This is a genomic window from Streptomyces sp. CNT360 (genome assembly GCF_000424785.1).
The window spans coordinates 279,416-305,396 of record NZ_KE384245.1; the positions used below are offsets into that span (position 1 = coordinate 279,416).

Sequence of the window (25,981 nt, forward strand, 5' to 3'; positions counted from 1 at the left end):
CACGCTTAGGTGAACTGGCGGGGGCCGGGCTGTGCGCAGCCCCGGCCGCCGTCGGTCGGTGGAAGGTCTCGCACGAGGGGCCTCACATGCGACACCTCTCAGCGGGTGCGCCGCAACACACTTCTCATACGGCCGCACCGTCGCGCCTCAGACGCGACGGTGCGAGACCCGCCGACGTACGACGCCACAGCGTGCGCTGATAACTGCGCGCGACGAGGCGTGCTTTCGGGCGCGGCCATGCGCCATGCGGAGATCTGCGACGGGACAGCCACGCCTGTCGGCGCCTACCGGCTCCGTCGGCACCGCACACCCACGAACGGCGAGGGTTCCGCCGCTGCGGCAGGGCCCCGCTTCGGGATCCCGCGTTCCTGCCCGTCGGGGTCGGGCAGGAACGCGGGGGCTCACATCCCCGGTGACTCCCTCGGCAGGCCCGGTCGGTCGGCGGGGTCCGGGGCGGTGCGCGGCTGTTGCCCGTCCGGGAGGTCGCCGCCGCCGTCGTGCCCGGGTGGCCTCGCGAAGGTCGCCGAGGCGTCGAAGGCGGCGCGCCGGGTGGCCCTGCGCAGCGCCCGCAGCACGGTGCTGCCCAGGGTGCAGGTCAGCACGACGGTCAGCAGTGCGCGGGGGACGTCCCAGCCCAGCGAAGTGGCCAGCACATAGGCACCGTACCGGGCCAGGTTCTCCCCCAGTGGATCGCCCGGCACGAAGGAGAGCCCCGAGCCGAGCCCGGCGATGTACGGCCAGCCCTGCATGTTCATGACCGCGCCGTAGAAGAGGGCGGACACCGCTCCGTAGCCGGCCAGGAGCAGCAGCTCCCGTCGGCCCCGGATCCGTGCCGCACCCGGCAGCAGGCCCGCCCCCATGGTCACCCAGCCCATGGACAGCATCTGGAACGGCATCCACGGACCGACCCCGCCCGTGAGCAGCGCACCGGCGAACATGGAGACCGCGCCCAGGACGAAGCCGAACCCGGGTCCCAGGACCCGGCCGGACAGCACCATGAGGAAGAACATCGGTTCGAGCCCGGCGGTGCCCGCGCCCAGCGGCCGCAGCGCGGCGCCGGCGGCGGCCAGTACCCCCAGCATGGCCACCGCCTTGGCGTCCAGCCCGGCCTCGGAGACGGTGGCGACGGCGACGGCGAGCAGCAGGGGCAGCAGCGCGGCGAACAGCCAGGGAGCGTCCTGGGAGTGGGCCAGCTCGGAGGCCCGGCCCGCCAGCAGCGGCCAGGCGAAAGCGATCACCCCGGTCGCGCTGGTGAGGACGAGCGCGGCGACGGACTTCGGCCCCAGCCGAATCGCCCGCACCACCCCCGCCCCGCGCGGCGCCCTCCCCGAACGGGCTGCCGCCGCCTCGGGGGCTGCTCCTGCCTCGGGGGCTGTCCCCGCCGAGCGGGTGCCCCCCTCCGCCTCTGCTGCGGGGGGCACCTCCGTCGTCCGCCGGCCTTCGCTCTCTCCGGCCGACCCGGCCGGGCGGGCAGCCACGGGCGGCTCCGTGCGGTCCGGATACCGGCGTTGTCCGCGGTCGGCCGCACGGTGTGCCGGATCCGGCGCCTGGGGGCCGGTCCCCTCGGGGTGCGTGCGCCGGGACGAGGGGGCCGTGGGGCGGCGCCGCTTCACAGGGCCTCCCGTACCTGGCCGACCGTCAGCCACGGTTGCGGGGCCAGGATCTTGGAGACCTGCGGTGCGTACGCGGGGGAGGACGTCACGATTTCGTGGGTCGGCCCGTCGGCCACGGGCTCCCCCTGGGCGAGGACGACGACGCGGTGGGCGATCTCGGCCACCAGCTCGACATCGTGCGTGGCCAGCACAAGAGCGTGGCCTTCCGCCGCCAGCTCGCGCAGAAGCGCCACCAGCCGGGCCTTGGCCGCGTAGTCCAGGCCGCGGGTGGGCTCGTCCAGCAGCACCAGCGGCGGCCGGGCCGTCAGGATGATCGACAGGGCGAGGGCCAGCCGCTGCCCCTCCGACAGGTCACGGGGGTGGGCGGTGTCCGGGAGGCCCGGCAGCAGCCGGTCCACCAGGGCCCGGCAGGTGCCGGGCGCGGCACCGGCGTCCGCGTCCGCCTCGCGGCACTCCCGCGCGACGGTGTCCGCGTAGAGCAGGTCGCGCGGCTCCTGCGGGACGAGCCCGGCGTGGCGCAGCAGCTCCGCCGGGCGGGTGCGGTGCGGCACCTTGCCGTCCACGGTGACGCGGCCGGTGGTGGGACGGTGCATTCCCACCAGGGTGCCCAGGAGGGTCGACTTGCCCGCACCGTTGCGGCCCATCAGCGCGACGGTCTCCCCGGCCCGCACGGTCAGGTCCACCTCGCGCAGAGCCGTCACCCGGCCCCGCACGAGCCCCAGCCGTGAGATCTCGGCCAGCGGCGCCGGACCGTCGGCGGCCGTGGCGGCACGGGCAGCACGGGCAGCACGGTCGGCGGGGAGGCGGCGCCCGCCGGAATCCGCGCCGGGCGTACCGGACGCCTGGCGTGGGGAGGGGGGCACCGGACCCCGGGGTGCGGGTGTGAGGCGGGGGGCCGTCGCTGCCAGGCGTTCACGGAGTCCGGCCGCTCTGCGGCGGGCGTCCCGCACGGAGAGCGGCAGCGGGTCCCAGCCCGCCAGGTCCCCGAGCTCGACGACCGGCGGCCGCACGGGGGAGGCCGCGAGCATGGTGGCCGGGTCGCCCAGGCGTCCGGTGCCGCCCGGTTCCAGCAGCAGCACCTGGTCGGCGTACTGCACCACCCGCTCCAGCCGGTGCTCGGCCATCAGCACCGTGGTGCCCAGGTCGTGGACCAGCCGTTGGACGACGGCCAGCACCTCCTCGGCGGCGGGCGGGTCCAGTGCGGAGGTCGGTTCGTCGAGAACGAGGACCTCCGGGTGCGGGGTCAGCACGGAGCCGATGGCCACGCGCTGCTGCTGGCCGCCGGAGAGGGACGCGACGGGGCGGTCCCGCAGCTCGTTGAGGCCCAGCAGATCCAGGGTCTCCTCCACGCGGCGGCGCATCGTCGCGGGCGGCAACCCCAAGGACTCCATGCCGTAGGCGAGTTCGTCCTCGACGGTGTCGGTGACGAAATGGGCGAGCGGGTCCTGTCCCACCGTGCCGACCAGATCGGCGAGTTCGCGGGGCTTGTGGGTACGGGTGTCGCGGCCCGCGACGGTCACCCGGCCGTGCAGGGTGCCGCCGGTGAAGTGCGGTACCAGTCCGGAGACGGTGCCCAGCAGCGTCGACTTGCCTGCTCCGCTCGGGCCGATGAGCAGGCACAGTTCGCCTTCCGGGAGGTGCGCGTCGACCACCGGCAGGGCGGGTGCCGCCGCGTCCTCGTAGACGACCGAGACCCGGTCGAAGGTGATCACTGCGTACGCTCCTCGTCGTGGTTCCGGCCCCGCGGCGCTCGCGCGTTCCTGCGCACACCGGCGCCTTCGGGGCCGACGGAAGAAGGGTCCGGTCCGACGGAATGCCGCGGGCCGACGGCACCGCCAAGGACGTCAGATCCGGGAGGGACGCCGGATCCGGCAGGGCCGTCGGGTTTGCCGGAGCCGTCGGGGGAGTGGGGGCCCGGAAGAGTGCCGGAGTCGGCAGGGGCGCCGGAGCCCGCAAGGCCGTCTGAGTCGGCAGGCAGCCCGGCGGTGTCGGAGGTGAGCGGTCGCGGCCTGGTGACGGTGCGACCGGCCCGCTCGGCGCCCGCCGCGCCGGTCCGCTCCGTGCCGGTCCGCTCTGCGGAGGTCCCGGCGTCGGCGCCGGGCGGGCCGCCGTCTCCCCGCGCGGGGGCCGGTGCGGGGGCGACGAGGGCCGGGAGCAGCCCGAGGAGGACGGCGGCGGCGGGCCACAGCGGAAGCGTCGGCGACCGGAGCGGGACGGCCGGTGGGGTGAGGGCCTCGGGGAGCGCACCGGCCGCGACGATCATGAGGGCGGCGACGGCCGCTCCGGACGCGGACACCAGCCAGGCCCGCACCCCCCACCGGTCGGGCCGGTACCGGGTGCGGGCCGCCCGCCGGCCGCCCATCCACAGCCCCGCCACCGCGAGCGCCAGCCCCGTCAGCAGCACGGGCAGCCCGAACCCGGCGCCCTGCGCCGCCAGCAGACCGTAGGTGCCGGCGCACACGCCCAGGAGCCCGCCGAGGGTCAGCGCGGTGGTGGTGCGCCGCACGGCCGCGGGTACCCGGGCCGTGCGGCCGTAGCCGCGCGCGTCCATGGCCGCCGCGAGCGCCACCGAGCGCTCCAGCGCGCCCTCCAGCACCGGCAGGCCGACCTGTACCACCCCGCGCAGCCCCCTGTCGCCCCGTCCCCGCAGCTTGCGGGCGGCCCGCAACCGCCGTACGTCCGCGACCAGGTGCGGCGCGAACGTCATCGCGACGACCACCGCGACCCCCGCCTCGTACAGCGCGCCCGGGAGCGACTTGAGCAGCCGCGTCGGGCTGGCGAGCGCGTTGGCGGCGCCCACACAGACGAGCAGCGTCGCCAGTTTCAGCCCGTCGTACAGGGCGAAGACCATCCCCTCGGCGGTCACCCTCCCCCCGATCCGCACCCCGCGGGCCCACTCGGGCAGCGGCACCTCGGGCAGCTCGACGAGCAGCCGGCTGCCCGGGACGGGGGAGCCGAGGAAGAACGCGAAGACGAGACGGATGACGAGCACCACCGCGCCGAGCTTGAGGAACGCCACGTAGGAGTGTGCCCAGGGGGCGTCGGTGCGGCGTACGGCGACGACGTACCCCGCCACCACGATCAGCAGGGCCAGCAGCAGCGGGTTGGTGGTGCGGGACGCGGCGGTGGCCAGCCCCAGCGCCCACAGCCACCAGGCGCCCGGGTGCAGGGCGGTGCTGCGGGTGGCCAGCGGTGCTCTCATGCCGAACGCCGCCTCTCAGCGCTTCCGGCGCCGCGCCTGCCAGAACGCGGCGGCGCCCAGCACGGCCACGGCGGCGACCCCTGCCGTCAGCCCCAGCCCCGACGACATACCGCGGGAACCGTCACCGCTCCCGTCCCCGCTGTCTGCGCTGTCCGCGGCGCCGGTGCTGTCGTGCGCGCCGCCCTTCCCGGCCTGCTCGCCGCAGCCCCTGGCGGGGTAGTGGTCGATGGCGCACAGCAGGGAGTCGGAGCTGTAGCGGAGCGGGGTGGCGACCTGGGCCAGGGCTTCGGCCGCGGAGGCGTTCTCGGCCACGCGGGCGCACCGGGTGCGGGGCGCGGGCGGCGCCTTGGACTCGCTCGCGGGTGCGTCGGCGCGGGTGCCGAAGTCGATGCGGACGGCGACGCGCTTGCTGCCCCCCTTCGGGGCGGTCTTCTCGCAGGCGGCGTCGAACGTCGTCGTTCCGCGCGGTTTCTCGGCCTGCTGGGAGTCCTCGCTCAGGGCGAAGCGGAAGCCGAGGGTGTCACCGTCGTCGGGCCGCTGGGTGGCGGGACCCTCGGTGGCGTAGGCCCACGAGCCGTTCTCCTTCTGCTGCCAGAACGACCAGTAGCGGTATCCGGTCCCGGCAGCGGCCCGCACGGTTTCGCCGGCGGCGTGCGCCGGGGGTGCCGTCAGCAGGGGAGGTGCCAGGGCCGAGAGCGCGAACAGGACGGCGGGAGCACCGAGTGCCCCCACGGGGTGGGTCCGCAGGGTCCGCTTCCGCTCCGTGCGGGCCCTCACAGCTGCTGCCTCTTGCGCCGGCCGCTCAGCAGGATGCCGACGCCCGCGCCCACGGCGAGCCCCACCAGGATGAACGCCCACACCGGCACGGTGCCGCCGTCGTCCTTGTGCTCCGCGGACTGCGAACCGTCGGCGTCGGGCATGGCGGCGGGCTTCGGCCCGGTGTGGTTCAGACGGGCGAGCAGGTCGGCGCCGCCGAGCTCGGTGGCGCTGCCCCCGGTGGCCCGGGAGGCGAGCATGAGGGCGCCGAGGGCGGCGGGGTCGCTCTTGGACTTGTCCCACTTGTCGAGGTTGTCGGCCAGCCACGACAGGGAGGCGCGGGCCTCGGTGCGGTGGCCGTTCGCGGCCAGGGCGATGACGGCGTCCGCGGTGTTGGCGTAGTCGGGCACCTCCTTCTCCGAGCCCGGGTTGACGGTGGAGAAGTGCCGGCCGCTCTTGTGCAGGGTCGAGGCCAGGTAGGCGGCGCCCGCCTTGGCGGCCTCCTTACGGCCGCCGGGCACGCCCTTGCCCGGCTTGCCGTCCGAGGCAGCCTTGCCGTCCTTGCCGTCCTTGCCGTCCTCGCCCCCGGCGTCCCCGGTCTGTCCGCCGGCGCACTTCAGGGGGGTGACGGGCTTGCTCCTGGCGTCCTTGGCCGGGGGGTCGACGAGGACGCCGTCACCCAGTGCGGCGAGCGCCGCGGCGGCGGTGGCGTCGTTGTTCGGGACGAGCCTGTCCTTCTTGTCCGGCTGGTAGGCGAAGGCACCCTGCCGGCCCTTGGCGTCCTCGATGCCCTTGGAGCCGCACGTGAGCTGGAAGGACAGCAGCGCGTCGTACGGCGAGGCGCCGCCCTCGGCCGTCGCCTTCGCCGGGTCCTTGCCGGCGGCGTGCAGCGCGCCGATGGCGAGCGAGGTGGAGTTCGCGTCGGAGGGGGCGTGCGGTCCGAATCCCCAGCCGCCGTCCTTGTTCTGCACCGAGACCAGCCACTCGACCCCCTCGCGGACCTCCTCGCCCCGTCCGCCGACGGCCGCGAGGGCCTGCACGGCGAGAGCGGTCGCGTTGGTGTCCGAGGGCGCGGCGTCCGGGTCGCACTTCTTCGCCGGTTCGGCGCGGTACGCCGTGAACGAGCCGTCGTCGCACTGCTGGCCGGTGAGCCAGTCCACGGCCTTCTTCGCGGGCGTCGCCCCGGCGCCGTCCAGGGCCAGCAGGGCCATCGACTGCCGCCACACGCCGTCGTACTTGGGGTCGGCGTCGCCGTAGAGCCCGGCCGGCAGCTTCGGCTTCGCCGCGCCCGCGGCGACCGCCGACGCGGGCTGCGACGCGGCGTGCGGTACGGTCCGCGGCGCCGCCTGCGGTGCGGCGGCGGAGGCCATGGGTGCGGCTGCCGCGCACAGCATGGTGGCGGCGGTGAGGACCGTGGCGCGGCGGCGACGCGGTGACATGGCGGGTGCCTTTCGGTGACGGGACTCGGTGACGGAGCGGACCGGAGCTGGGCACGGCCGCCCCGCCACACGGGCCGCGCGAGCGCGCGATCCCGCACCGCGGTGCGCCGGGCTCGACTCCGTAGACCTCGACGGTGCCGGTGGCCTGGTCGGCCACGGGAGCCCACCTCCGCCCGGGCGCTCCGGCTCGCGGTCCGCACGGATGTCCGGCGCGGGCCGACGGCGCCCGGTGCCGGCCGACGCACGGGGGCGTACGGCAGGCCGCGGGCGGCGTGCGGACGGCGGCGGTGTGGCGGACCGCTCACGGTTGCGGGTCAGCGCCGGATTCACACCGGCTTCCCCCGGTCGGAGGCGTTGTTCGTCTGTCGGTCACTGTAGCCGGACTGTCCAGATCCCCGTTCGCTCACCCCGGCCCTGTGTTCGACCGCCCTGCTCACCGGCCCGGCGGGCCGGTGAGCAGGCCCGTGCGGGGCGGTGGGTCACGCGGTGGCGCGGTAGGCGACCGGGTCGCTGCCGGGTACGGCCTCGGCATGGCCGAGCTTGACCAGGCGGCGCAGATGGGCCTCGGCCTCGGCCACGGCGATGGTCCGGGACCCGAAGGGGATCTGCGCCCAGGGGCGGTTCCAGCGCATGGACTCGGCGAGCTGCCAGGGGGTGAGCTCCCGGCGGGCGAGCAGGGCACGCAGGTCCAGGAGGCGCTCCGCATGGTGGGCGGTGAGCTCGTCGACACGGGTCTGCGCCCCCGTGAAGGCGTGCTGGTGCGCGGGCAGCACCTCGGCGGGCCGCAGCCGGGCGATCCGCTCCAGGGAGTCGAGGTAGTCACCGAGCGGGTCGGTGCTCTCGGCGCTGTCGGGATCCTCGTACAGGCCGATGTGGGGGCTGATGCCCGGCAGCAGGTGGTCGCCGGAGAACAGCCGCCCGCCGCCCGTCCCGTGGGCCGCGGACGGTCCTCCCTGCGCCTGCGCGTGCTGCTCCTCCAGGTGCAGGCACACGTGTCCCGGTGTGTGGCCCGGCGTCCAGACGGCCCGCAGCCGGCGGCCCGGCAGCGGGAGGATCTCGTTCGGCTCGATCTCCCGGTCGGGCAGGGCGGCCCGCGCGCCCGGCAGGGGCCCGCCACCGCCGTCCGCGAGGGCGGCCCGCAGCGGTGCGGTGTGCGACTGGGGCGCCCCGGCGGCGGCCAGCTTCCCGATCAGGTAGCCGAGCCAGGTGCGCTTGTCGGTGCCGCGGGTACGGCGCACCACGGCGGCGTCCGCGGCGTGCAGGGCGATCCACGCACCGGACTCCTCGCGCACGCGTGCCGACAGGCCGTGGTGGTCGGGGTGGTGGTGGGTGACCAGCACACCGTGCAGGGCCTCGACGGAGGTGCCGCAGGCGGCGAGGCCGTCGACGAGGGCCTGCCAGGAGGTGGGGTCGTCCCAGCCGGTGTCGACGAGGACGGGACCGGCGTCCGTCTCGATCACGTACACGAGGGTGTGGCCCAGCGGGTTGTCCGGAATGGGGACGGGGATGCTCCAGATGCCGCCTGAGTGGTCTGTCACCCGCGGCGGATCGGTGACCTGCGACGTGTCCGTCATGGCGGCGGCTCCCCCGGTATGCGGTGCGGGTCCGGCCGGTGAGCGGGTCCCGGCGGGCCGGCGGACGAGCACCGGCACGGGCATTGTCCCCTAGAACTAGAACTGGTACTAGTTCTGAGTCACCGTCAGGCAGGTGTCGGACGTCACAGGGAGGGCGTTGGGGATGGCCATGGGCGTCGGGTATGTCGAACACCAGCAGCTCTACATCGGCGGCGCGTTCACCGACCCCGCCGGTGCGGAGACCATCGAGGTGGTCTCGCCGCACACCGAACAACCCATCGGCCGCGTCCCGCACGCCTCCCGCCAGGACGTGGACCGCGCCATCCGGGCCGCCCGCGAGTCCTTCGACTCCGGCGTGTGGTCACGGCTTCCGCTCGCCGAGCGTCTTGCGACCGTCACCCGCATCAAGGACGGGTTCGCGGCGCGCAGCGAGGAGTTCGCCCGGCTCATCAGCGCGCAGAACGGCACCCCGTACACCTCGGGTGTGATGGTGCAGTCGCTCGCCGCGATGATGGTCTGGGACGCGGCGCTCAGGACCGCGGCCGACTTCCCCCACGAGGAGCACCGGGCGGGCGCTCTCGGTCCGCTGCTGGTGCGCCGCGAACCGGCGGGTGTGGTGGCCGCGGTGGTGCCGTGGAACGTGCCGCAGTTCACCGCGGCGGCCAAACTGGCGCCCGCGCTGCTGGCCGGCTGCTCGGCCGTGCTGAAGGTTTCGCCCGAAACCCCGCTGGACGCCTACCTGTTGGCCGAGATCGCCGACGAGGCAGGATTGCCGCCCGGCGTCCTGTCGATTCTGCCGGCGGACCGCGAGGTCAGCGAGTATCTGGTGGGCCACCCCGGTGTCGACAAGGTGTCCTTCACCGGATCGGTGGCGGCGGGCAAGCGCGTGATGGAGGTGGCCTCCCGCAACCTCACCCGGGTCACGCTGGAGCTGGGCGGCAAGTCGGCGGCCGTCATCCTGCCGGACGCCGACCTGGACGCGGCGGTGGCGGGCATCACCCCGTTCGCGTGGATGATCAACGGCCAGGCCTGCGTGGCCCAGACCCGCATCCTGGCCCCGCGCAGCCACTACGCCGAGATCGCCGAGCGTTTCAAGGCCGCCGCCGACGGGCTGACCGTCGGCGACCCGCTCGACCCCGCCACCGAGCTGGGCCCCCTGGTCGCCGAGCGCCAGCGCCGCCGCTCCCTCGACTACATCGCCCTCGGACAGGAGGAGGGCGCCAAGGTCCTGGCGGGCGGCGGGCAGCCCGCGTCCCAGCGCACCGGCTGGTACGTCGAGCCCACGCTCTTCGGGGAGGTCGACAACTCCATGCGGATCGCCCGCGAGGAGATCTTCGGCCCCGTCATCTGCCTGCTGCCCTACGACGACGTCGACGAGGCCGTCCGCATCGCCGACGACTCCGACTACGGGCTGTCCGGCAGCGTGTGGACGGCCGACACCGAACGCGGCATCGACATCGCCCGCCGCGTACGCACCGGCACCTACTCCGTGAACACCTTCAGCCTCGACATGCTCGGGCCCTTCGGGGGCTGCAAGAGCTCCGGCATCGGCCGCGAGTTCGGGCCGGAAGGCTATGCGGAGTACCTGGAGCACAAGATGATCCACCTGCCCGCACAGGCGTGACCGTGCCGGCCGGTACCCGGGCAGCACAGGAGGGAGCACTCATGGCCGCGGCCGACCGCTGGCACATCGAGGTCGACAAGGAGCTGTGCATCGGCTCGGGCATGTGCGTGGCCGGAGCCCCGGAGGCCTTCCAACTGGACGCCGCGCGCCAGTCCCGCCCGGTGCACGCCGAGGGCGACCCGTCGGAGGACGTGCTGTCGGCTGCCGAGGGCTGCCCCGTCGAGGCCATCGGCATCACCCTGGCCCGGACGGGCGAGGCGGTGTTCCCGCCGGAGGAGTAGCCGCGACCCGGCGGCCGGCGGGGCCGTGCGGAACGGCGTTGCCGTGGGCCACGGTCCCGGGGTAGGAACGGCCGTATGACGACTTTGGGTGCTGTCTTCCGTCCGCAACTGCCCCCCGAAAAACTGCGGGCAGTCGCCCGCGCCGCCGAGGAGGCGGGGCTGGAGGAGCTGTGGCTGTGGGAGGACTGCTTCCTCGAAAGCGGCATCGCCACCGCCGCTGCCGCGCTCGCCTGGACGGAACGGCTCCGCGTCGGAGTCGGGCTGCTGCCGGTCCCGCTCCGCAACGTCGCACTGACCACGATGGAGACCGCCACGCTGCGCCGCCTCTTCCCGGGCCGCTTCGCCGTCGGCCTCGGCCACGGGGTGCAGGACTGGATGGGGCAGGTCGGGGCCCGCGCCGACTCGCCCGTCACCCTGCTACGCGAACACCTGGACGCCATGCGGGCCTTGCTGCGCGGCGAGCGGGTCACCACCCAGGGGCGGTACGTGCGGCTGGACGGCGTCGCACTGGACTGGCCCCCGGGGCGGGACCCGGCGGACACGGCGGTGTTCGCGGGTGCGCGCGGACCCCGTTCCCTGCGGCTGACCGGTGAGTGCGCGGACGGCACCGTGCTGGACGCCAATGTGACGCCGGAGGGTGTCCGCCGGGCCCGGCAGCTCGTCGACGAGGGGCGGGCGGCGGGATCCCGTACCGGACGGCACGAGCTCGTCCACTACCTCGGTACCGCCGTCGGCCCCGGCGCGGCGGACCGGCTGCGCGCCGAACGCCTGCGCGAGGGCCACGACCCGGAAGCGGGCCCCGGGGTCGCGGGGGACGCCGAAGCGGTAGCCGAGGCCGTCCGGGAGGCGGCCGAGGCGGGCGCGGACACCGTCGTCCTCCAGCCGACCGCGGACGAACCCGACCCCGAGGGCTTCGTGCGCTTCGCCGCCGAGCAGGTGCGACCGCTGCTGCCCTGACGGGTGCGGACCGCCCGGACCGTCGCCCCCGGACCGCTCGGGGCGGCGGCGGGGGCCTCGGCGGCGTCGTCCGTCAGTCCGGGATGCCGCTGCCCAGCGCCAGGGTGGCGAACGTGGCCAGCCAGTGGTCCGTGGTGAAGTCCCCCGACGTGGCAGCGGGCAGCGCCGCCTCCAGGTTCGCCTCGGCGGCAGCGGTCAGCGCGGCGGTCCGCGCGTCCCCGGGCGGCAGGGCATCGGCGATACCGCGCAGGGCCGCCGCCCGGCTGAGGCAGAGGCCGAGCAGGTGACCGATCTGCGGGTCCGCGGCGTCCGAGACCCGGGGCGGCGGGAGGAAGCCGCCCCCCGCGGTCTCCAGCTCCGGCAGGAAGCGCCCCAGCCAGTCCGCGAACTCGCCGCCCGGCAGCACCCGGCGGACGGTGTCGGCCTCGCACAGCAGCGGCGAGAGGAAGTCCTGCCCGGAGGGTTCCCAGCGGGTGGCCGCGCCGTGGTCGGGCACATACCACTCGCGGACCTTCGCGGCCACCGGCGCCACCAGCTCAGGACGGCCCGCCCGTGCGGCGCTGTCCAGGACGAGACCGAGCGCGAACGCGCTGTTGGCGTGCGTACCGTGCCGCACCGGGTAGGTCGCCCGGGGCAGCCACTCCGCGAGCAGCTCGGCGACGGTTGCGGCCGCGGGGGCGAGGGCGTCGTGCCACGCGCCGGCCGCCGCACGGTGCCCGGCCTCGGACGCGGGGTCCGTGTCAAAGGCTGCGGCGAGTGCGGCGCTCTCACTCGTGAGCGCCAGCAGCCAGGCCCATCCGTAGGGGCGCTCGAAGGAGGGGTGGGCCCGCAGGTAGGCGGCCTCGGTCGCCAGCGCCTCGGGCGTCAGATGTGCGTCCAGCCCGCGCACCACCGCCTCGCGCCACCCTCTGCCGTCCCGCACCGGGAGGCGCAGCAGGCGCATCAGGAGCCAGTGCATGTGGACGGAGGAGTGCCAGTCGTAGGCGCCGTAGAAGGCGGGGTGGAGGCGGCGCGGGGGGACCAGCTCGTCCGGGCCGCCCAGCAGGTGGGCGGGGGCGTTCGGATACGCGCGGGTGACGTTGGCGAGAGCCACCTTCGCGAAGTGCGGGGCCCGCAGGGCAAGGGCCTCGGCCTCCGGGACCGCGCGCGCTCCCCCCTCCCCGCTCGCTTCCTCTTCGCCGGTGCTCAATGTGTCGCCCCTCCGGTCTCGTGAATGTCGACGCTCGTGCCGGCCGCCGTCGTCAGGATCGCGGCCAGCCCGCGCACCGCGTCGTCCACGGACAGCGAGGGCTGGGCCGTCGGCTGGGCCGCCGCCTGGCGCGGGGTGAAGGGGACGTGCACGAAGCCGCCCCGCGTCCCGGAGCGCTCGGTGGCCAGCAGATGGGCGAGCCCGTAGAAGACGTGGTTGCACACGTAGGTGCCCGCCGTCTGCGAGACGGCCGCCGGGACCCCGGCCGCCCGCGCGGCGGCGGCGCAGGCCTTGATCGGCAGGGTGCTGAAGTAGGCGGCGGGGCCGCCCGCCACCACGGGTTCGTCGACGGGCTGCTGCCCCGCGTTGTCGGGTATGCGGGCGTCGTCGACGTTGAGGGCGACGCGTTCGACACTCAGGCCGGTACGGCCGCCGGCCTGGCCGAGGCACACCACCAGGTCCGGGCCGGGCCCGGCGTCCCGTACCGCGGCGCGCAGCTCCTCAAGCGCCGTACCGAAGACGCAGCTCAGCCGTACCGCCTGCACGTCGGTGCCGGCCGGGGGCCGGGCGGCGAGCAGCTCGGCGGCCTGCCAGGAGGGGTTGATCTCCTCGCCCCCGAACGGGGCGAAGCCGGTGACCAGCACTCTCGTGCGGGGCTCAGGGGTTGCAGTCATGGTGAGGCGGGGCCGTCCTAGAAGGCGAAGAAGTAGATGATGGCGATGTTGCAGACCAGCAGTGCCCCGGCGGTGGGCGCCTGCGCCTTGATCGGGCCGTACTGGTCCTTCAGCTCCAGCAGGGCGGCCGGAACGAGGTTGAAGTTGGCCGCCATGGGCGTGCACAGGGTGCCGCAGAAGCCGGCGAGCATGCCGATCGCGAGGACGGCGGCCGGGTCGCCGTGCATCTGCTCGATCAGTACGGGCCATCCGACGGCGGCGGTCAGCACGGGGAAGGCCGCGAAGGCGTTGCCCATGATGACGGTGAAGACGAACATGCCGGCGCAGTACAGCGCGACGGCGGCCAGCCGCTGCCCGTCGGGCAGCACCGCCTCGGTGACCTCGCGTACCTGGGTGCCGACACCCGCGGCCTGGAAGATCGCGCCGAGCACGGCCAGCAGCTGCGGCAGCAGCAGCGCCCAGCCCATGGACTCCAGCAGCCCGCGCCCCGCGTGCACGGGGACGCTCACCCGCTTCTCCCGCAGCACCCACATGCCCACGCCCAGGGCCACGAGGGCGCCCAGACCGAGGCCGAGGATGGTCTCGCTGCCCTCTTCCAGCACGGGTGTGCCGCCGATCCTGACCTTGGCGACCAGCACGGCGCACACCATGGCGACCACCGGAATGGTCAGCGCGGGGATGAACAGCTTGCCGCCGAACCGGGCGGCGAGGGAGACGCGTTCGCTCTCACTCGTGGTGCGGGGTGTGCCCTTGCCGGTGAGGTTGAAGCCACCGATGCAGATGAGGGCGAGGACGGCCACGCCCAGCGGCTCCGCGGGCAGGGACTTCTCGTTGACCCACGTGCTGTAGAAGAAGCAGACGCCCAGCAGGCCCCAGAAGGCCGCCGTGCCGTACCGCTTGGGGTTGCTGCGGTCGCGCAGCATCTGCGCCGCCATGATGACGAAGACGGCACCGACCAGCCAGAAGAACCACTCGGATTTGATCACTTGGCGGCCCCGCCTTCCCCGTCACGCCGTCCGCGTACGTCCTCGTGGGCGACGGCCATCTCGGCGTGTGCCGTGACCAGTTCGCGCTCCAGCTTCCGGTCCAGGCGCAGCAGCCGGCCGCCGTGCACGAAGAAGGCGCACACGGCGCTGGGTATCGCCCACAGCGCGAGGTGCAGCGGCTCCAGGTGCGTGTGGTAGGTGCTGTTGACCAGGCCGGTGATCAGCAGGATGGAGCCGATGGCCAAGAAGCAGTCCTCGCCGAAGAAGAGCCCCACCGTGTCGGTGCCGGCGGCGTGCGAGCGGACCTTCTCGCGGACCTTCTCCGGCAGCGGGCGGCCGCCGCCCATGCGTTCGGTGGCGGCCTCGGCCATGGGCGCGATCATCGGCCGCACGCTCTGCGCGGGCCCGGCGATGGTCTGCAACCCGACGGCCGCGGTGAGCTGCCGCAGCAGCAGGTAGAGGGTCAGGAAGCGGCCGGTGGTCAGCTTGGTGCCGAGCTTGCCGATGACGGTGCGGGCCTGCTGCTGGAGCCCGTTGCGCTCCAGCAGGCCGATGACGGGCAGCGTGATCGCGAAGATGGTCACCGAGCGGCTGGAGGCGAAGCTCTCGCCGAACGTGTGCAGGATCTCGACGGGGGAGAGCTTGCCCAGCAGCCCGGTGACGATCCCGGCGACGCCGACGACGAGCAGCGGGTTGCGCCGTGTCGCGAAGCCGAGGACGACCACGAGGACGCCGAGGAGAACGATCATGTCGCCTCCGCCTTCCATGGAGCGACTGTCCGCCGACTTCCGCGCAGCGGATTCTTGTGGGTCGAATTCCACGGGAGGCTAGAGGATTGTTGAACGATCGGACAAGAGTGAGACATGCCACTCGGCGTCCGCCCCCCACGGCGGGACGCGCGGGGGGTCAGCTCTCCGGGAGGTCCGAGGTGTCCGCGGGGTAGGCCTCCAGCAGCTGCCGCAGCGAGTCGTCCAGGTAGTCCGCCAGCAGCCGCTCCGCCTCCGCCTTCCCGCCCGCCTCCAGGGCGTGGGTGATCTCGTGGTTGCGGGCCAGGTACGGGTCGTGGAAGCGGCGGAGGTCGCCCATGATGTGGAAGGCCAGCCGCAGTTCGGCCAGGACGCCGCGCATCATCTCGTCGGTCCGCGGGCTGCCGGCGAGCCCGGCCAGCGCCTGGTGGAAGTGGATGTTCGCGGTCGAGCACGCCTGCCAGTCGCCGGTGACGGCCGCCGCCTCGCCTGCCGTGACGGCGGCCCGCACGTCGGCCACGTCCCAGGGCGGCTTCGGGAGCCCCCGCACAGTGGCGCACTCCACGAGGCGCCGGACGCGGTAGATGTCCACGATGTCCGTATCGGTCAGGACGCGGACGAACGTCCCCCGGTTGAGCCGGTGGACGAGCAGCCGCTCGTGGGTGAGTAGCCGGAAGGCCTCCCGCAGGGTGTTGCGGGAGACGCCCAGCGCCCCGCAGATGCGCTCCTCCGAGAGCCGGGTGCCGGGCGGGAAGGAGCCTCGCGCTATCCGCTCCCGCAGGATGCCCGCCACGCGCTCGGCCGTGCTCGTACGCCCCAGCAGCGCCCGGTCCGCGGCCAGCTCCGACAGAGCGGCGGCCTGGCCTGCGGGCGCTCCCTCGGACGGCCCGGCGGGCGGATCCGCGGAGGGGCCCGCGGGCGAGCTGCCGGGCGGGCACGCGGCCGGTCCTGCGGTGCATCCCGCGCGGGGGGCGGGGGCAGCGGCGGGCGGGTCGGCGGTCATGGTGTGCTCCCTCGGGTGCAGGACACGGCCGGGCGGGACCCGGGTACGGGCGGCAGGTGGAGCCGGCGGCATCCGGGGGACCCGGGCGCCGGGCCCTCTTGCCGGATTGTTCAACAATCGCTTAGGTTGCTGGCGATGGACCGGATGATCGACCTTAACGCCGACCTCGGCGAGGGCTTCGGCCGCTGGCACCTGACCGACGACGAGGCGCTGCTCGCCTCGGTCACCAGTGCCAACGTCGCCTGTGGCTTCCACGCCGGCGACCCCGCCACCATGCGCCGCGTCTGCGAGCTGGCCGCCGAACGCGGCGTCCGCATCGGCGCGCAGGTCTCCTACCGCGACCTGGCCGGCTTCGGCCGCCGCGCCATGGATGTGCCCGCCGCCGAGCTGGCCGCCGAAGTGGCGTACCAGATCGGAGCTCTGGAGGTCTTCGCCCGCGCCGCCGGATCCACCGTCGCCTACGTCAAACCGCACGGCGCGCTCTACAACCGGGCCGTGCACGACGCCGGCCAGGCCGCGGCCGTGGTCGAGGGCGTACGGCTGGCCGGCGCCGCGACCGCCTCCGGCAGGCCGCTGCCGCTCCTGGGCCTGCCCGGCTCCCGCCTGCTGGCCGCGGCGGCCGAGGCCGGACTGCCCACCGTCGAGGAGGCGTTCGCCGACCGCAACTACCGCCCCGACGGCACCCTTGTGCCGCGCACCGAGCCGGACGCCGTCCTCCACGACGCCGAGCAGGTCGTCGAGCGGTCGGTGCGGCTCGCGCGGGACGGCGAACTCGTCGCCGCCGACGGCAGGGTGCTGCGTACCGGTGCCCGTTCGCTGTGCGTGCACGGGGACACCCCGGCCGCCGCCCGGCTGGCGGGCCGCGTCCGCGCGGAGCTCGCCACGGCCGGCGTCACCGTCCAGGCCTTCGCGTGACCGGGACCACCCCCGTGAAGCCCCACGTGCTGCCCGTGGGGCGGGACGGGCTGCTGGTCGAACTGGCCACGGCCGCGGAGTCCGAGGCGCTCCACGCCGAGCTGCTGCGGCGCCGCGCCGAGGGAACCCTGCCGCCCGTCGGCGAGATCGTGCCCGGCGCCAGGACCGTCCTGCTCGACGGCCTGCCCGGGCCCGGGGCAGTGCGCCGGCTGGCCGCCGAGCTGCCGGGGTGGGACGTGCCGCCGCTGACCGGCGGGACGGGCGCGGCCGTGGAGATCCCGGTCCGCTACGACGGGCCCGACCTCGCCGACGTCGCCGCCCTGTGGGGGGTGGCGGAGGACGAGGTGCCCCGCATCCACACCGCCGCCGCGTTCCGCGTCGCCTTCTGCGGCTTCGCCCCCGGCTTCGGCTACCTGACCGGGCTGGAGGAGCGGTACCACGTGCCGCGCCGCAAGGACCCGCGTACCCGGGTCCCCGCCGGGGCGGTCGGCCTCGCCGGCCCCTACACGGGCGTCTACCCGCGCTCCTCGCCCGGCGGCTGGCAACTCATCGGCACAGCGCCCGAGACGGTGCTGTGGGACACCGGCCGCACCCCCGCCGCGCTCCTCGCCCCCGGCACCCGCGTCCGTTTCGTCCCGCTGGATCCGCACGGGGCCGGTGCAGACCCACGCGGGTCCGCCGACGCGCCACGCCCGGCTGGAGGCGACCGTGGGAACTGACGGAACCGGGCCGGGCGACGGCCTGGAGGTGCTGCGGGCGGGGGTGCTGACCACCGTCCAGGACCTGGGCCGCACCGGGTACGCCCACCTCGGCGTGCCCCGCTCCGGCGCGCTCGACCTGGCCGCGCACCGTCTCGCCGGCCGGCTGCTCGGCAACCCGGAGGCGGCCGCCACCTTGGAGACCACTCTCACCGGATGCACCGTGCGTGCCCTGCGCCCCACCGTCGCCGTCGTCACGGGGGCACCCTGCCCGGTGACCGTCGCCGGACGGCCCGCCCCGTGGGGGCAGCCGGTCCGTGTCCCCGCCGGTGCCGTCCTCGATGTCGGTGCCGCCACCCACGGTGTCCGCTCCTACGTGGGGTTCGCCGGGGGAGTGGGGGCCGAGCCGGTGCTGGGCAGCCGCTCCACCGACCTGCTCTCCGGGCTCGGGCCCGCCCCCTTGGCCGAGGGCGCCGTGCTGCGCCTGGGAGCTCCGCGTACGCGCCGCGCGCCCGTCCCACCGGACGCGGCCCCCTGGGGCGGTCCGCCGCGGGAACTGGTGCTGCCCGTGGTGCTCGGGCCCCGCGCGGGCTGGTTCACCTCCGTGGGGGTGCGCACCCTGCTGACCGGCGGCTACCGGGTGTCGGCCGCCAGCAACCGGATCGGGCTGCGCCTGGAGGGGCCGGCCCTGGAGCGGGCGCGGGAGGGCGAGTTGGCCAGCGAGGGGATGCCGACGGGCGCGGTGCAGGTGCCGCCCGAGGGCCGCCCCGTCATCTTTCTGGCCGACCATCCGACGACCGGCGGCTACCCCGTGGTGGGCGTCGTCCCGCCCGAGGGCCTCGACGCCGCCGCCCAGGCCCCGCCGGGAACCCCGGTCCGCTTCACCCTCGCGGGGCCCTGAACCCGCGGGCTTCTGAACCCGCGAGCCCTGGGCCCCGCTCAGCGGAATCCGTCCTCCGCAGCTCCGTTGCCGTCTCCCGCTGCCGCCGCCGTCCCCTCAGGAGTCCGCGCTCTCCTCCGGTGCGGTCACGGCGATGAGCTGGCAGACCGTCTCGATGTCGATCTTCACCTGGGCGATGGAGGCCCGGCCGGACAGCCAGGTGATGAGCGCCGAGTGCCAGGTGTGCTCGATGACGCGGACCGCCGACAGCTGCGCGGGGGAGGGCTCGCCCTCCAGGCCCATGGCGTCCAGGATGATGGCCGTCGTCAGCCGGGAGACGGTGTCCACCTCCGGACTGACGGAGCGGTCGGCGAAGTTGAGGGCGCGGACCATCGCGTCGGCCAGTTGCGGCTCGCGTTGCAGGGCGCGGAAGGCGCGCATCAGGGTCTTGGCGACGCGGGCGGCGGCCTCGGTCTCCTCGGGGGGACGCTTGTGCAGCGTCTCGTGCATGTGCTGCAACTGGTCCTGCATGGTGGCCACCAGCAGGTGCACCTTGGAGGGGAAGTAGCGGTAGAGCGTGCCGAGGGCCACGTGGGAGACCTCGGCGACCTCCCGCATCTGCACCGCGTCGAACCCGCCCTTCCGGGCCAGTTGGGCGCTGGCGTGCAGGATGCGGCGGCGCCGGGCCTCCTGGCGCTCGGTCAGCGGCGGCGACTGCGTGAGGGACTGCGCGAGCGACTGGGGGCGCGGCTGCGGGCGCGCCGACCGCGCGCTTCGCGCCGTGGGCCGGGGCCCGGTCTGCGGCTGCGACTGGGCGTGGGGCTGGGGCTTGGGCTGCGGCGGTGTCGGCATCGCGTTGTTCGTCCCGTTTCCGTGGCGTCGTGAAGCCCTGTGGTGAGCCGTGCATTGTTGCAGGCCCCTCAGGGGTGGCGCGAATCACCTGCTCCGGTGGCTCGCCAGAAGTGACTGGCCGGTAAATTCTTCACTCCGGGACCAGTCCGGGGCGCGTCCGAGGCGGTGCCACCCGCCCCGCTGCGTCCCTCCCGGATGTCAACCTGAAACTTGTTCTAGGTTAGCGCGAGCGGCTACGCTCCGGCGGAACGCAGCGACGAAGGGGGCCGCGAGTGACCGGTCAGGCCGTGACGGACCGCCCGCTGCGCATCGCGCTGCTGACGTACAAGGGGAACCCCTTCTGCGGCGGCCAGGGCGTCTACGTACGCCACCTCTCGCGCGAACTCGCCCGCCTCGGCCACGAGGTCGAGGTCATCGGCGCCCAGCCCTACCCGGTGCTCGACGACATCCCCGAGGCGCAGGGCCGCCTCTCCCTCACCGAGCTGCCCAGCCTCGACCTCTACCGCCAGCCGGACCCCTTCCGCACCCCGAAGCAGGCCGAGTACCGCAACTGGGTCGACCTGTTGGAGGTCGGCACGATGTGGACCGGCGGCTTCCCCGAGCCGCTCACCTTCTCGCTGCGGGCCCGCCGCCATCTCGCCGCCCGGCGCGGCGAGTTCGACGTCGTCCACGACAACCAGACACTCGGCTACGGCCTCCTCGGCGGCCCCGCGGCGCTCGGCGCCCCGCTGGTGACCACCATCCACCACCCGGTCACCGTCGACCGCAAGCTGGAGCTGGAGGCCGCCCACGGGTGGCGCCGGCAGGTCTCCGTCCGCCGCTGGTACGGCTTCACCCGCATGCAGCGCCGCGTCGCCCGTCGGCTGCCCTCGGTGGTGACCGTCTCGGGATCCTCCCGGCAGGAGATCGCCGACGACCTGGACGTGCGCACCGACCGCATCCACGTGGTGCCCATCGGCGCCGACGCCCGGCTGTTCGCGCCCGACCCGGCGGTGGCCGAGGTGCCGGGGCGGGTCGTGACGACCTCCAGCGCCGACGTCCCCCTCAAGGGACTCGTCTTCCTCGTCGAGGCGCTGGCCAAGGCGCGCACCGAGCAGCCGGAGGCCCACCTGGTCGTGGTCGGCAAGCGGCCCACCCGCGGGCCGGTCGCCGACGCCATCGAGGACCACGGCCTGGCCAGTGCCGTGGAGTTCGTCAAGGGCATCACCGACGCCGAACTCGCAGCCCTGCTGCGCTCCGCGCAGATCGCCTGCGTCCCCTCCCTGTACGAGGGCTTCTCGCTGCCCGCGGCCGAGGCCATGGCCACCGGCACCCCGCTGCTGGCCACCACCGGCGGGGCCATCCCGGAGGTCGCCGGCCGGGACGGTGAGACCTGCCTCGCGGTACCGCCCGGTGACGCGGGGGCGCTCGCCGCGGGGCTCGTACGCCTGCTCGGCGACCCCGCGCTGCGGACCCGCCTCGGTGCCGCCGGGAGGGAGCGGGTGCTGCGGAAGTTCACCTGGGAGAGGGCGGCGGCCGGCACCGTCGAGTGCTACCGCGCCGCCATGGGGGAGGCCACCCGCCCGGCCCCGCCCCCCGTGGTACGGCCACCCGCCGAGCCGGTGCGTGCCGCCGCCGACAGCCGCTGACCCGGCAGCCGCCGTCCCCGCCCCCCTGCCCCCTCCCTGCCCCCCCCGCCCCCTCCGACCCGCGCCCCCGCCCGCCCGACTTACCGGAAGGCTGACCGCCCGTGCTGACCGTGGACTTCTCCCGCTTCCCGCTCGCTCCCGGCGATCGCGTGCTCGATCTGGGGTGCGGGGCAGGACGGCACGCCTTCGAGTGCTACCGGCGCGGAGCACGCGTGGTGGCGCTCGACCGCAACGCCGAGGAGATCCGCGAGGTCGCCACCTGGTTCGCCGCCATGGCCGAGGAGGGCGAGGCCCCGCAGGGCGCCACCGCGACCGCCATGGAGGGTGACGCGCTGGCCCTCCCGTTCCCCGACGCGTCCTTCGACGTCGTGATCATCTCCGAGGTCATGGAGCACATCCCCGACGACAAGGGCGTCCTCGCCGAGATGGTGCGCGTCCTCAAGCCCGGTGGCCGGATCGCGGTCACCGTGCCGCGCTACGGGCCCGAGAAGGTCTGCTGGGCCCTCAGCGACGCCTACCACGAGGTCGAGGGCGGCCACATCCGCATCTACCGGGCCACCGAACTCCTCGGCAGGATGCGCGAGGCCGGGCTGCGCCCCTACGGCACCCACCACGCGCACGGGCTGCATGCCCCCTACTGGTGGCTCAAGTGTGCGTTCGGAGTCGACCGCGACGGTGACGAGGCAGCACTGCCGGTGCGCGCCTACCACAAGCTGCTGGTGTGGGACATCATGAAGCGCCCGCTGGCCACCCGCCTCGCCGAACGCGCCCTCGACCCGTTGATCGGCAAGAGCTTCGTCGCCTACGCGACCAAGCCCCATCTGCCGCACCACGCAGCCGCCGACCCCTCCGACGCCGCCGGGCGCGACGCCGGCCGGCCCGCGGCGGCGGCCCGGTGACCAGCCCGGAGCGCACCGAGCGGCTCGTCCTGCCCGGCGTCCTGACCGCCGCGCAGGCCCGGCAGACGGTGGCCGGCGTCCTCGCCCAGCAGCGCGGGGACGGCGCCATACCCTGGTACCGCGGCCACCACCTGGACCCGTGGGACCACGTGGAGGCCGCCATGGCCCTGGACGCCGCCGGCGAGCACGACGGCGCCGAGGCCGCCTACCGCTGGCTGGCCCGGCATCAGCAGCCCGACGGTTCCTGGTACGCCGCCTATGCCGACGGGGACGCGGCAGCCCCCACCGACCGCACGCGCGAGAGCAACTTCTGCGCCTACCCGGCCGTCGGCGTCTGGCACCACTACCTGGCCACCGGGGACGATGCCTTCCTGGACCGGATGTGGCCCGTCGTCGTCGCCGCCGTCGAGTTCGTCCTCGGCCTCCAGCAGCCGGGCGGGCAGATCGGGTGGAAGCGCGAGGCCGACGGCACCGCGTGCACCGACGGGCTGCTGACCGGCTCCTCGTCCATCCACCACGCGCTGCGCTGCGCGCTGGCGATGGCCGAGCACCGCGAGGAGCCGCAGCCCGACTGGGAGCTGGCCGCGGGCTGGCTCGGCCACGCCGTGCGCCGCCACCCGGAACGGTTCCTCGACAAGAGCCGCTACTCCATGGACTGGTACTACCCCGTCCTCGGCGGCGCCCTGCGCGGCCCCGCCGCCGAGAAACGTATCCAGGAAGGCTGGGACCGTTTCGTCGTCCCCGGGCTGGGCTGCCGCTGCGTGGTGCCCAACCCGTGGGTCACCGGCGGCGAGAGCGCCGAACTCGCCCTCGCGCTGTGGGCCATGGGCGAGTCCGACCACGCGCTGGACGTGCTCCGCTGGATGCAGCACCTGCGCGCCGAGGACGGCATGTACTGGACGGGGTACGTCTTCGAGAACGAGGCCGTCTGGCCGGTGGAGCGCACCACCTGGACCGCCGGAGCGCTGCTGCTGGCCGTCGCCGCGCTGGGCGGCGACGACGCGACGGTCCAGGTCTTCCGCGGCGACGCCCTGCCCGCCGGTCTGGACCCCGACTGCTGCTGAGCGCCCCCGGTCCCCGGTGTGGCCCGGGCCCGGGCCGGCCGGGTCCGCCGAGCAGGCCGGGGAAAACGCTCCCGGTCGGCGCAACTCCGCGTCCATGATGGGGTGATGGGTTACGCGAAGGTGGCCGAGGCGACCGCTGCGGGGTGGCTCCAGGAGCGGCTCACACAGTTCGACGGGACGGTGGCCGGTGTGGTGCCGGGCGGCTTCGCGGCGTATGCGCGGATCCTGCATCCGGCCTACCGCGACCAGGTGGCCGTCCCCTGGCACGTCGTGGCCGCTGCCAACGGTCGCCGTGCGCACCCGCTGATGCAGTGGGAGCAGATCGTCGGGGTCCGGCACGCGCGGGAGCAGCCGGGAGTATGGGACACGGTGCCCTACGAGGGGAACGTGCCCGAGGCGGTGCTGGAGCCACTCGCCGGGGTTCTGCGCGGACACACGGACACACCGGGGTCGTGCTGGTTCGGGCTGTGGGAAGGGTGGGGGGACTCGGCCGTCGGCCCGGGAGAGACGGCTGGGTTCGGGATTCCGGACCGGGCGATGCTGCTGCTGGCCGGCCCCCTGGAGACGGTGTTCCGCACGTCGCTGCGGCCCGGACCGTGGGAGGCCGACGCCGACGACCCGTCAGTGGCTGTGGCTGTGGCCGTGGGACCCGGCCCCTCCGCGGTCGGCGAACCGTCGGCCGGTGATCCGTTCTGGCGCTCACCCAACCTGTGGTGGCCCGACGACCGCAGCTGGTGCGTCGCGACCGACATCGACTTCACCTGCACCTACGTAGGTGCCTCGGAAGCGTGCGTGGAGGCCGTGCTGGCGGCGGAGGGCGTCGAAGCCTACCGGGCCCGCTCGACCGACCCGGTCACCGGGCGGAGCGACCGGCTCAACCCGCCCGCGGTCGAGGGTCCAACCGCCTGAGAGCACCCTCATCAGGTGTTGAGCTCCGCCAGAACCCGCAGCGTGTCCGGGTCGGGGGCCAGCACCAGCAGGTCCGTCACCGGGCCGCTGCGCCAGGCCGCCAGCCGCTTCGCGACGCGGGCGCGGGGGCCCACCAGGGAGATCTCGTCCGCGAAGGAGTCGGGCACGGCGCGTACCGCCTCCTCCCGGCGCCCCTCGGCGAACAGCTCCTGCACGCGGCGGGCTTCCTCGGCGTACCCCATCCGTGCCATCAGTTCGGCGTGGAAGTTGCGGCGTGCGTGGCCCATGCCGCCGATGTAGAAGCCGAGCATGGCCTTGACGGGCAGCAGCCCCTCGGCGACGTCGGCGCAGACCCGGGCCTGCGCCATCGGCGCGACCAGGAAACCGGGCGGTGCCTCACGCAGCGCCGCCTCGTGGACCGCGGCACGCGAGGGCGACCAGTACAGGGGCAGCCAGCCGTCGGCGAGGCGGGCGGTCTGCGCGACGTTCTTCGGCCCCTCCGCGCCGAGCAGCACCGGCAGGTCGGCGCGGAGCGGGTGGGTGAGGGGCTTGAGCGGCTTGCCCAGACCGGTGCCGTCCGTTCCGGTGTAGGGGTGCGTGTGGTAGCGCCCCGCCAGCTTTACGGGCGCCTCGCGGCGCAGGACCTGGCGTACGACGTCCACGTATTCGCGGGTCGACGTCAAGGGGGAGGAGGGGAACGGGCGGCCGTACCAGCCCTCCACCACCTGGGGGCCGGAGAGACCGAGGCCGAGCAGCATCCGGCCGCCGGACAGGTGGTCGAGGGTGAGCGCGTGCATGGCGGTGGCGGTGGGGGTGCGGGCCGCCATCTGCGCGACGGCCGTGCCCAGGCGGATGCGGGAGGTATGGGCGGCGATCCAGGTGAGCGCGGTGAACGCGTCCGAGCCCCAGGACTCGGCCGTCCACACCGAGTGGTAGCCCAGCTCCTCCGCCTGGCGGGCGAGTTCCAGATGACGGGGATCGGGGCCGCGGCCCCAGTAGCCGAGCGCCAGTCCGAGCCGCATCGCCGTGCCCCTCTCCGTCGGTTCTCCGCCGTCTCGGGCCCCGACCCGATGGCTGACAAGCCGTCAGGTCGCCGCGGCAGCGTACGGCAACGGCCCCCCGCCCGGAAGGGCGAGGGGCCGTGCACGACAGCGTGCGCGGTGTCAGCCGCGCTGGATGTTCGAGGTGTCCTGGAGGATGCCCCGGCGTCCGTCCTGCGTCTGCGCGATCAGGGCCTGGCCACGCTGCTCCACCGCCAGGTACCAGGTGCCCGGCGCCAGTTCGGCGATCGGCTGGGGCGAGCCGTCCTCCGGGAAGAGGGGCCGCGCCATCGGGACGGCGAACCAGAACGGCTGGAAAGCCGCGTCCTGGGGGGCGCCCGGGGCGCCCTGCGCGCCCCCGTGGGGCTGCCCGGGTCCGGGCTGACCCGGGCCCGGCTGACCGTACTGCGGCTGGCCGGGCTGGCCGGGCTGCGCACCGTAGGGACCGGGCTGGCCGGCCTGCGGCCCGCCCGGGTAGCCGTAGCCGCCGCCCTGCTGCGGGTACTGCTGGCCGTAGGGGCCCGGCGCCCCCGGGGTCCCGCCGCCCGCGGGGACCAGCGGCGCGTTGAGGGCCGGAACGACGGGCGTGATGAACGCGGCGACCGTGGCGACGAGCGTGGCGATCAACCCCAGGATGGCGCCGACGCTCACGCTGGCCCCGTCCGGCGACAGGATCAGCGACCACACCGATGCCCACAGCGAGGTCACGATCAGGCTCGTACCGAGCTGCGGCAGGGTGACGGCACCGAACTTGCGGCCCTCCGGCAGGAAGCGGCCGACGATCAGCAGGACGGCGCCGATGATCCCTGCCAGGAACACCGAGGGGAGGATGATCAGGAGCTGATCCGTGTCTCCCCAGGCGTTGAAGCTGGGCGCCTTGTCACAGTACTCGGCAGGGCCGTCGCACTCTGCGGAGAAGTAGTCGAGGAACGAAGCGATGAACAGCAGCACCGCTGCTCCTATCACCGCACCGTCGCCTCGCGTGAGCGAGCGGATGTTCACGTGGGGTCCTTAATCGGTCTGGTCATGGTTGGAGTCTGCCGGGGGTGAGC

General features: G+C 74.7%; 24 protein-coding genes. 10 read left to right on the plus strand and 14 right to left on the minus strand.

Annotated elements, in window-relative coordinates; all coding sequences use genetic code 11:
* Nucleotides 1–401: 401 nt before the first annotated feature.
* From H297_RS39275 to H297_RS0130550, 6 genes are all read right to left on the minus strand, one after another.
* Nucleotides 402–1,304, minus strand: coding sequence for an ECF transporter S component (locus tag H297_RS39275; RefSeq protein WP_078514840.1), 903 nt, complete (start codon nt 1,302–1,304; stop codon nt 402–404).
* A gap of 305 nt (nt 1,305–1,609) precedes the next feature.
* The gene (locus H297_RS0130530; RefSeq protein WP_027740153.1) at nt 1,610–3,325 is read right to left on the minus strand and encodes an ABC transporter ATP-binding protein; all 1,716 of its coding nucleotides are present in this window, start codon (nt 3,323–3,325) and stop codon (nt 1,610–1,612) included.
* Nucleotides 3,322–4,815: a CbiQ family ECF transporter T component gene (locus H297_RS0130535; RefSeq protein ID WP_027740154.1), complete on the minus strand. Its 1,494-nt coding sequence runs from the start codon at nt 4,813–4,815 to the stop codon at nt 3,322–3,324. Before H297_RS0130535 ends, H297_RS0130530 begins: the two co-directional genes overlap by 4 nt.
* Before the next feature lie 15 nt (nt 4,816–4,830).
* Nucleotides 4,831–5,592, minus strand: a complete 762-nt coding sequence (locus H297_RS0130540) for an SCO2322 family protein (RefSeq protein ID WP_486589732.1) — start codon at nt 5,590–5,592, stop codon at nt 4,831–4,833.
* The gene (locus H297_RS0130545; RefSeq protein ID WP_027740156.1) at nt 5,589–7,010 is read right to left on the minus strand and encodes an SCO2321 family membrane protein; all 1,422 of its coding nucleotides are present in this window, start codon (nt 7,008–7,010) and stop codon (nt 5,589–5,591) included. Before H297_RS0130545 ends, H297_RS0130540 begins: the two co-directional genes overlap by 4 nt.
* Before the next feature lie 479 nt (nt 7,011–7,489).
* Nucleotides 7,490–8,584, minus strand: coding sequence for a Strvi_7410 family MBL fold metallo-hydrolase (locus tag H297_RS0130550; protein ID WP_027740157.1), 1,095 nt, complete (start codon nt 8,582–8,584; stop codon nt 7,490–7,492).
* Between the two features lie 169 nt (nt 8,585–8,753).
* Here H297_RS0130550 and H297_RS0130555 point away from each other — a divergent pair, with 169 nt between their 5' ends.
* From H297_RS0130555 to H297_RS0130565, 3 genes are all read left to right on the plus strand, one after another.
* Nucleotides 8,754–10,208 (plus strand): aldehyde dehydrogenase, encoded by a 1,455-nt coding sequence (locus H297_RS0130555; protein ID WP_027740158.1) that lies wholly within the window; start codon nt 8,754–8,756, stop codon nt 10,206–10,208.
* Between the two features lie 41 nt (nt 10,209–10,249).
* Nucleotides 10,250–10,489, plus strand: a complete 240-nt coding sequence (locus H297_RS0130560) for a ferredoxin (protein ID WP_027740159.1) — start codon at nt 10,250–10,252, stop codon at nt 10,487–10,489.
* 75 nt (nt 10,490–10,564) lie between these two features.
* Nucleotides 10,565–11,446 carry an LLM class flavin-dependent oxidoreductase gene (locus tag H297_RS0130565; protein WP_027740160.1) on the plus strand — a complete coding sequence of 294 codons (882 nt, stop codon included), beginning with the start codon at nt 10,565–10,567 and terminating at the stop codon, nt 11,444–11,446.
* A 73-nt stretch (nt 11,447–11,519) separates the two neighbouring features.
* On the opposite strand, the gene H297_RS0130570 is transcribed toward H297_RS0130565, so the two are convergent.
* The 5 genes from H297_RS0130570 to H297_RS0130590 all read right to left on the minus strand — a co-directional run bounded on the left by H297_RS0130570 (nt 11,520) and on the right by H297_RS0130590 (nt 16,044).
* Nucleotides 11,520–12,563, minus strand: a complete 1,044-nt coding sequence (locus H297_RS0130570; RefSeq protein WP_027740161.1) for a DUF2891 domain-containing protein — start codon at nt 12,561–12,563, stop codon at nt 11,520–11,522.
* Nucleotides 12,564–12,631: 68 nt separating this feature from the next.
* Nucleotides 12,632–13,309, minus strand: a complete 678-nt coding sequence (pcp, locus tag H297_RS0130575) for a pyroglutamyl-peptidase I (RefSeq protein WP_027740162.1) — start codon at nt 13,307–13,309, stop codon at nt 12,632–12,634.
* A 17-nt stretch (nt 13,310–13,326) separates the two neighbouring features.
* Nucleotides 13,327–14,295 (minus strand): DUF979 domain-containing protein, encoded by a 969-nt coding sequence (locus H297_RS0130580; RefSeq protein ID WP_027740163.1) that lies wholly within the window; start codon nt 14,293–14,295, stop codon nt 13,327–13,329.
* Nucleotides 14,292–15,044, minus strand: coding sequence for a DUF969 domain-containing protein (locus tag H297_RS0130585; RefSeq protein ID WP_027740164.1), 753 nt, complete (start codon nt 15,042–15,044; stop codon nt 14,292–14,294). The genes H297_RS0130580 and H297_RS0130585 overlap by 4 nt, the downstream gene beginning before the upstream one ends.
* Nucleotides 15,045–15,201: 157 nt before the next feature.
* Nucleotides 15,202–16,044 (minus strand): GntR family transcriptional regulator, encoded by an 843-nt coding sequence (locus H297_RS0130590; RefSeq protein ID WP_078514844.1) that lies wholly within the window; start codon nt 16,042–16,044, stop codon nt 15,202–15,204.
* A gap of 144 nt (nt 16,045–16,188) precedes the next feature.
* On the opposite strand from H297_RS0130590, the gene H297_RS0130595 reads away from it, so the two are divergent.
* The 3 genes from H297_RS0130595 to H297_RS0130605 are packed head-to-tail and all read left to right on the plus strand — an operon-like array spanning nt 16,189 to nt 18,558.
* Nucleotides 16,189–16,959 (plus strand): 5-oxoprolinase subunit PxpA, encoded by a 771-nt coding sequence (locus tag H297_RS0130595; protein WP_027740166.1) that lies wholly within the window; start codon nt 16,189–16,191, stop codon nt 16,957–16,959.
* Entirely contained in the window at nt 16,956–17,678 is a 723-nt protein-coding gene (locus tag H297_RS39280) for a 5-oxoprolinase subunit B family protein (protein WP_051352302.1), read from the plus strand. The genes H297_RS0130595 and H297_RS39280 overlap by 4 nt, the downstream gene beginning before the upstream one ends.
* On the plus strand, nt 17,668–18,558 hold the full coding sequence (locus H297_RS0130605) for a 5-oxoprolinase subunit C family protein (RefSeq protein ID WP_486589733.1): 891 nt from the start codon (nt 17,668–17,670) through the stop codon (nt 18,556–18,558). Before H297_RS39280 ends, H297_RS0130605 begins: the two co-directional genes overlap by 11 nt.
* A gap of 96 nt (nt 18,559–18,654) precedes the next feature.
* On the opposite strand, the gene H297_RS0130610 is transcribed toward H297_RS0130605, so the two are convergent.
* Nucleotides 18,655–19,389: a TetR family transcriptional regulator gene (locus H297_RS0130610; protein ID WP_027740168.1), complete on the minus strand. Its 735-nt coding sequence runs from the start codon at nt 19,387–19,389 to the stop codon at nt 18,655–18,657.
* 272 nt (nt 19,390–19,661) lie between these two features.
* Between H297_RS0130610 and H297_RS0130615 the strand changes: the two genes are divergently transcribed.
* The 4 genes from H297_RS0130615 to H297_RS0130630 all read left to right on the plus strand — a co-directional run bounded on the left by H297_RS0130615 (nt 19,662) and on the right by H297_RS0130630 (nt 23,889).
* Nucleotides 19,662–21,017 (plus strand): glycosyltransferase family 4 protein, encoded by a 1,356-nt coding sequence (locus H297_RS0130615; RefSeq protein ID WP_027740169.1) that lies wholly within the window; start codon nt 19,662–19,664, stop codon nt 21,015–21,017.
* A gap of 101 nt (nt 21,018–21,118) precedes the next feature.
* Nucleotides 21,119–21,916: a methyltransferase domain-containing protein gene (locus H297_RS0130620; RefSeq protein WP_027740170.1), complete on the plus strand. Its 798-nt coding sequence runs from the start codon at nt 21,119–21,121 to the stop codon at nt 21,914–21,916.
* Nucleotides 21,913–22,980: a prenyltransferase gene (locus tag H297_RS0130625; protein ID WP_027740171.1), complete on the plus strand. Its 1,068-nt coding sequence runs from the start codon at nt 21,913–21,915 to the stop codon at nt 22,978–22,980. The genes H297_RS0130620 and H297_RS0130625 overlap by 4 nt, the downstream gene beginning before the upstream one ends.
* Nucleotides 22,981–23,085: 105 nt before the next feature.
* Entirely contained in the window at nt 23,086–23,889 is an 804-nt protein-coding gene (locus tag H297_RS0130630) for a hypothetical protein (protein WP_037795731.1), read from the plus strand.
* Nucleotides 23,890–23,900: 11 nt separating this feature from the next.
* On the opposite strand, the gene H297_RS0130635 is transcribed toward H297_RS0130630, so the two are convergent.
* Complete coding sequence (locus H297_RS0130635) at nt 23,901–24,911, minus strand: LLM class F420-dependent oxidoreductase (protein WP_027740173.1); 1,011 nt, start codon at nt 24,909–24,911, stop codon at nt 23,901–23,903.
* A gap of 141 nt (nt 24,912–25,052) precedes the next feature.
* The gene (locus H297_RS0130640; protein ID WP_027740174.1) at nt 25,053–25,931 is read right to left on the minus strand and encodes a hypothetical protein; all 879 of its coding nucleotides are present in this window, start codon (nt 25,929–25,931) and stop codon (nt 25,053–25,055) included.
* Between the last annotated feature and the right edge of the window lie 50 nt (nt 25,932–25,981).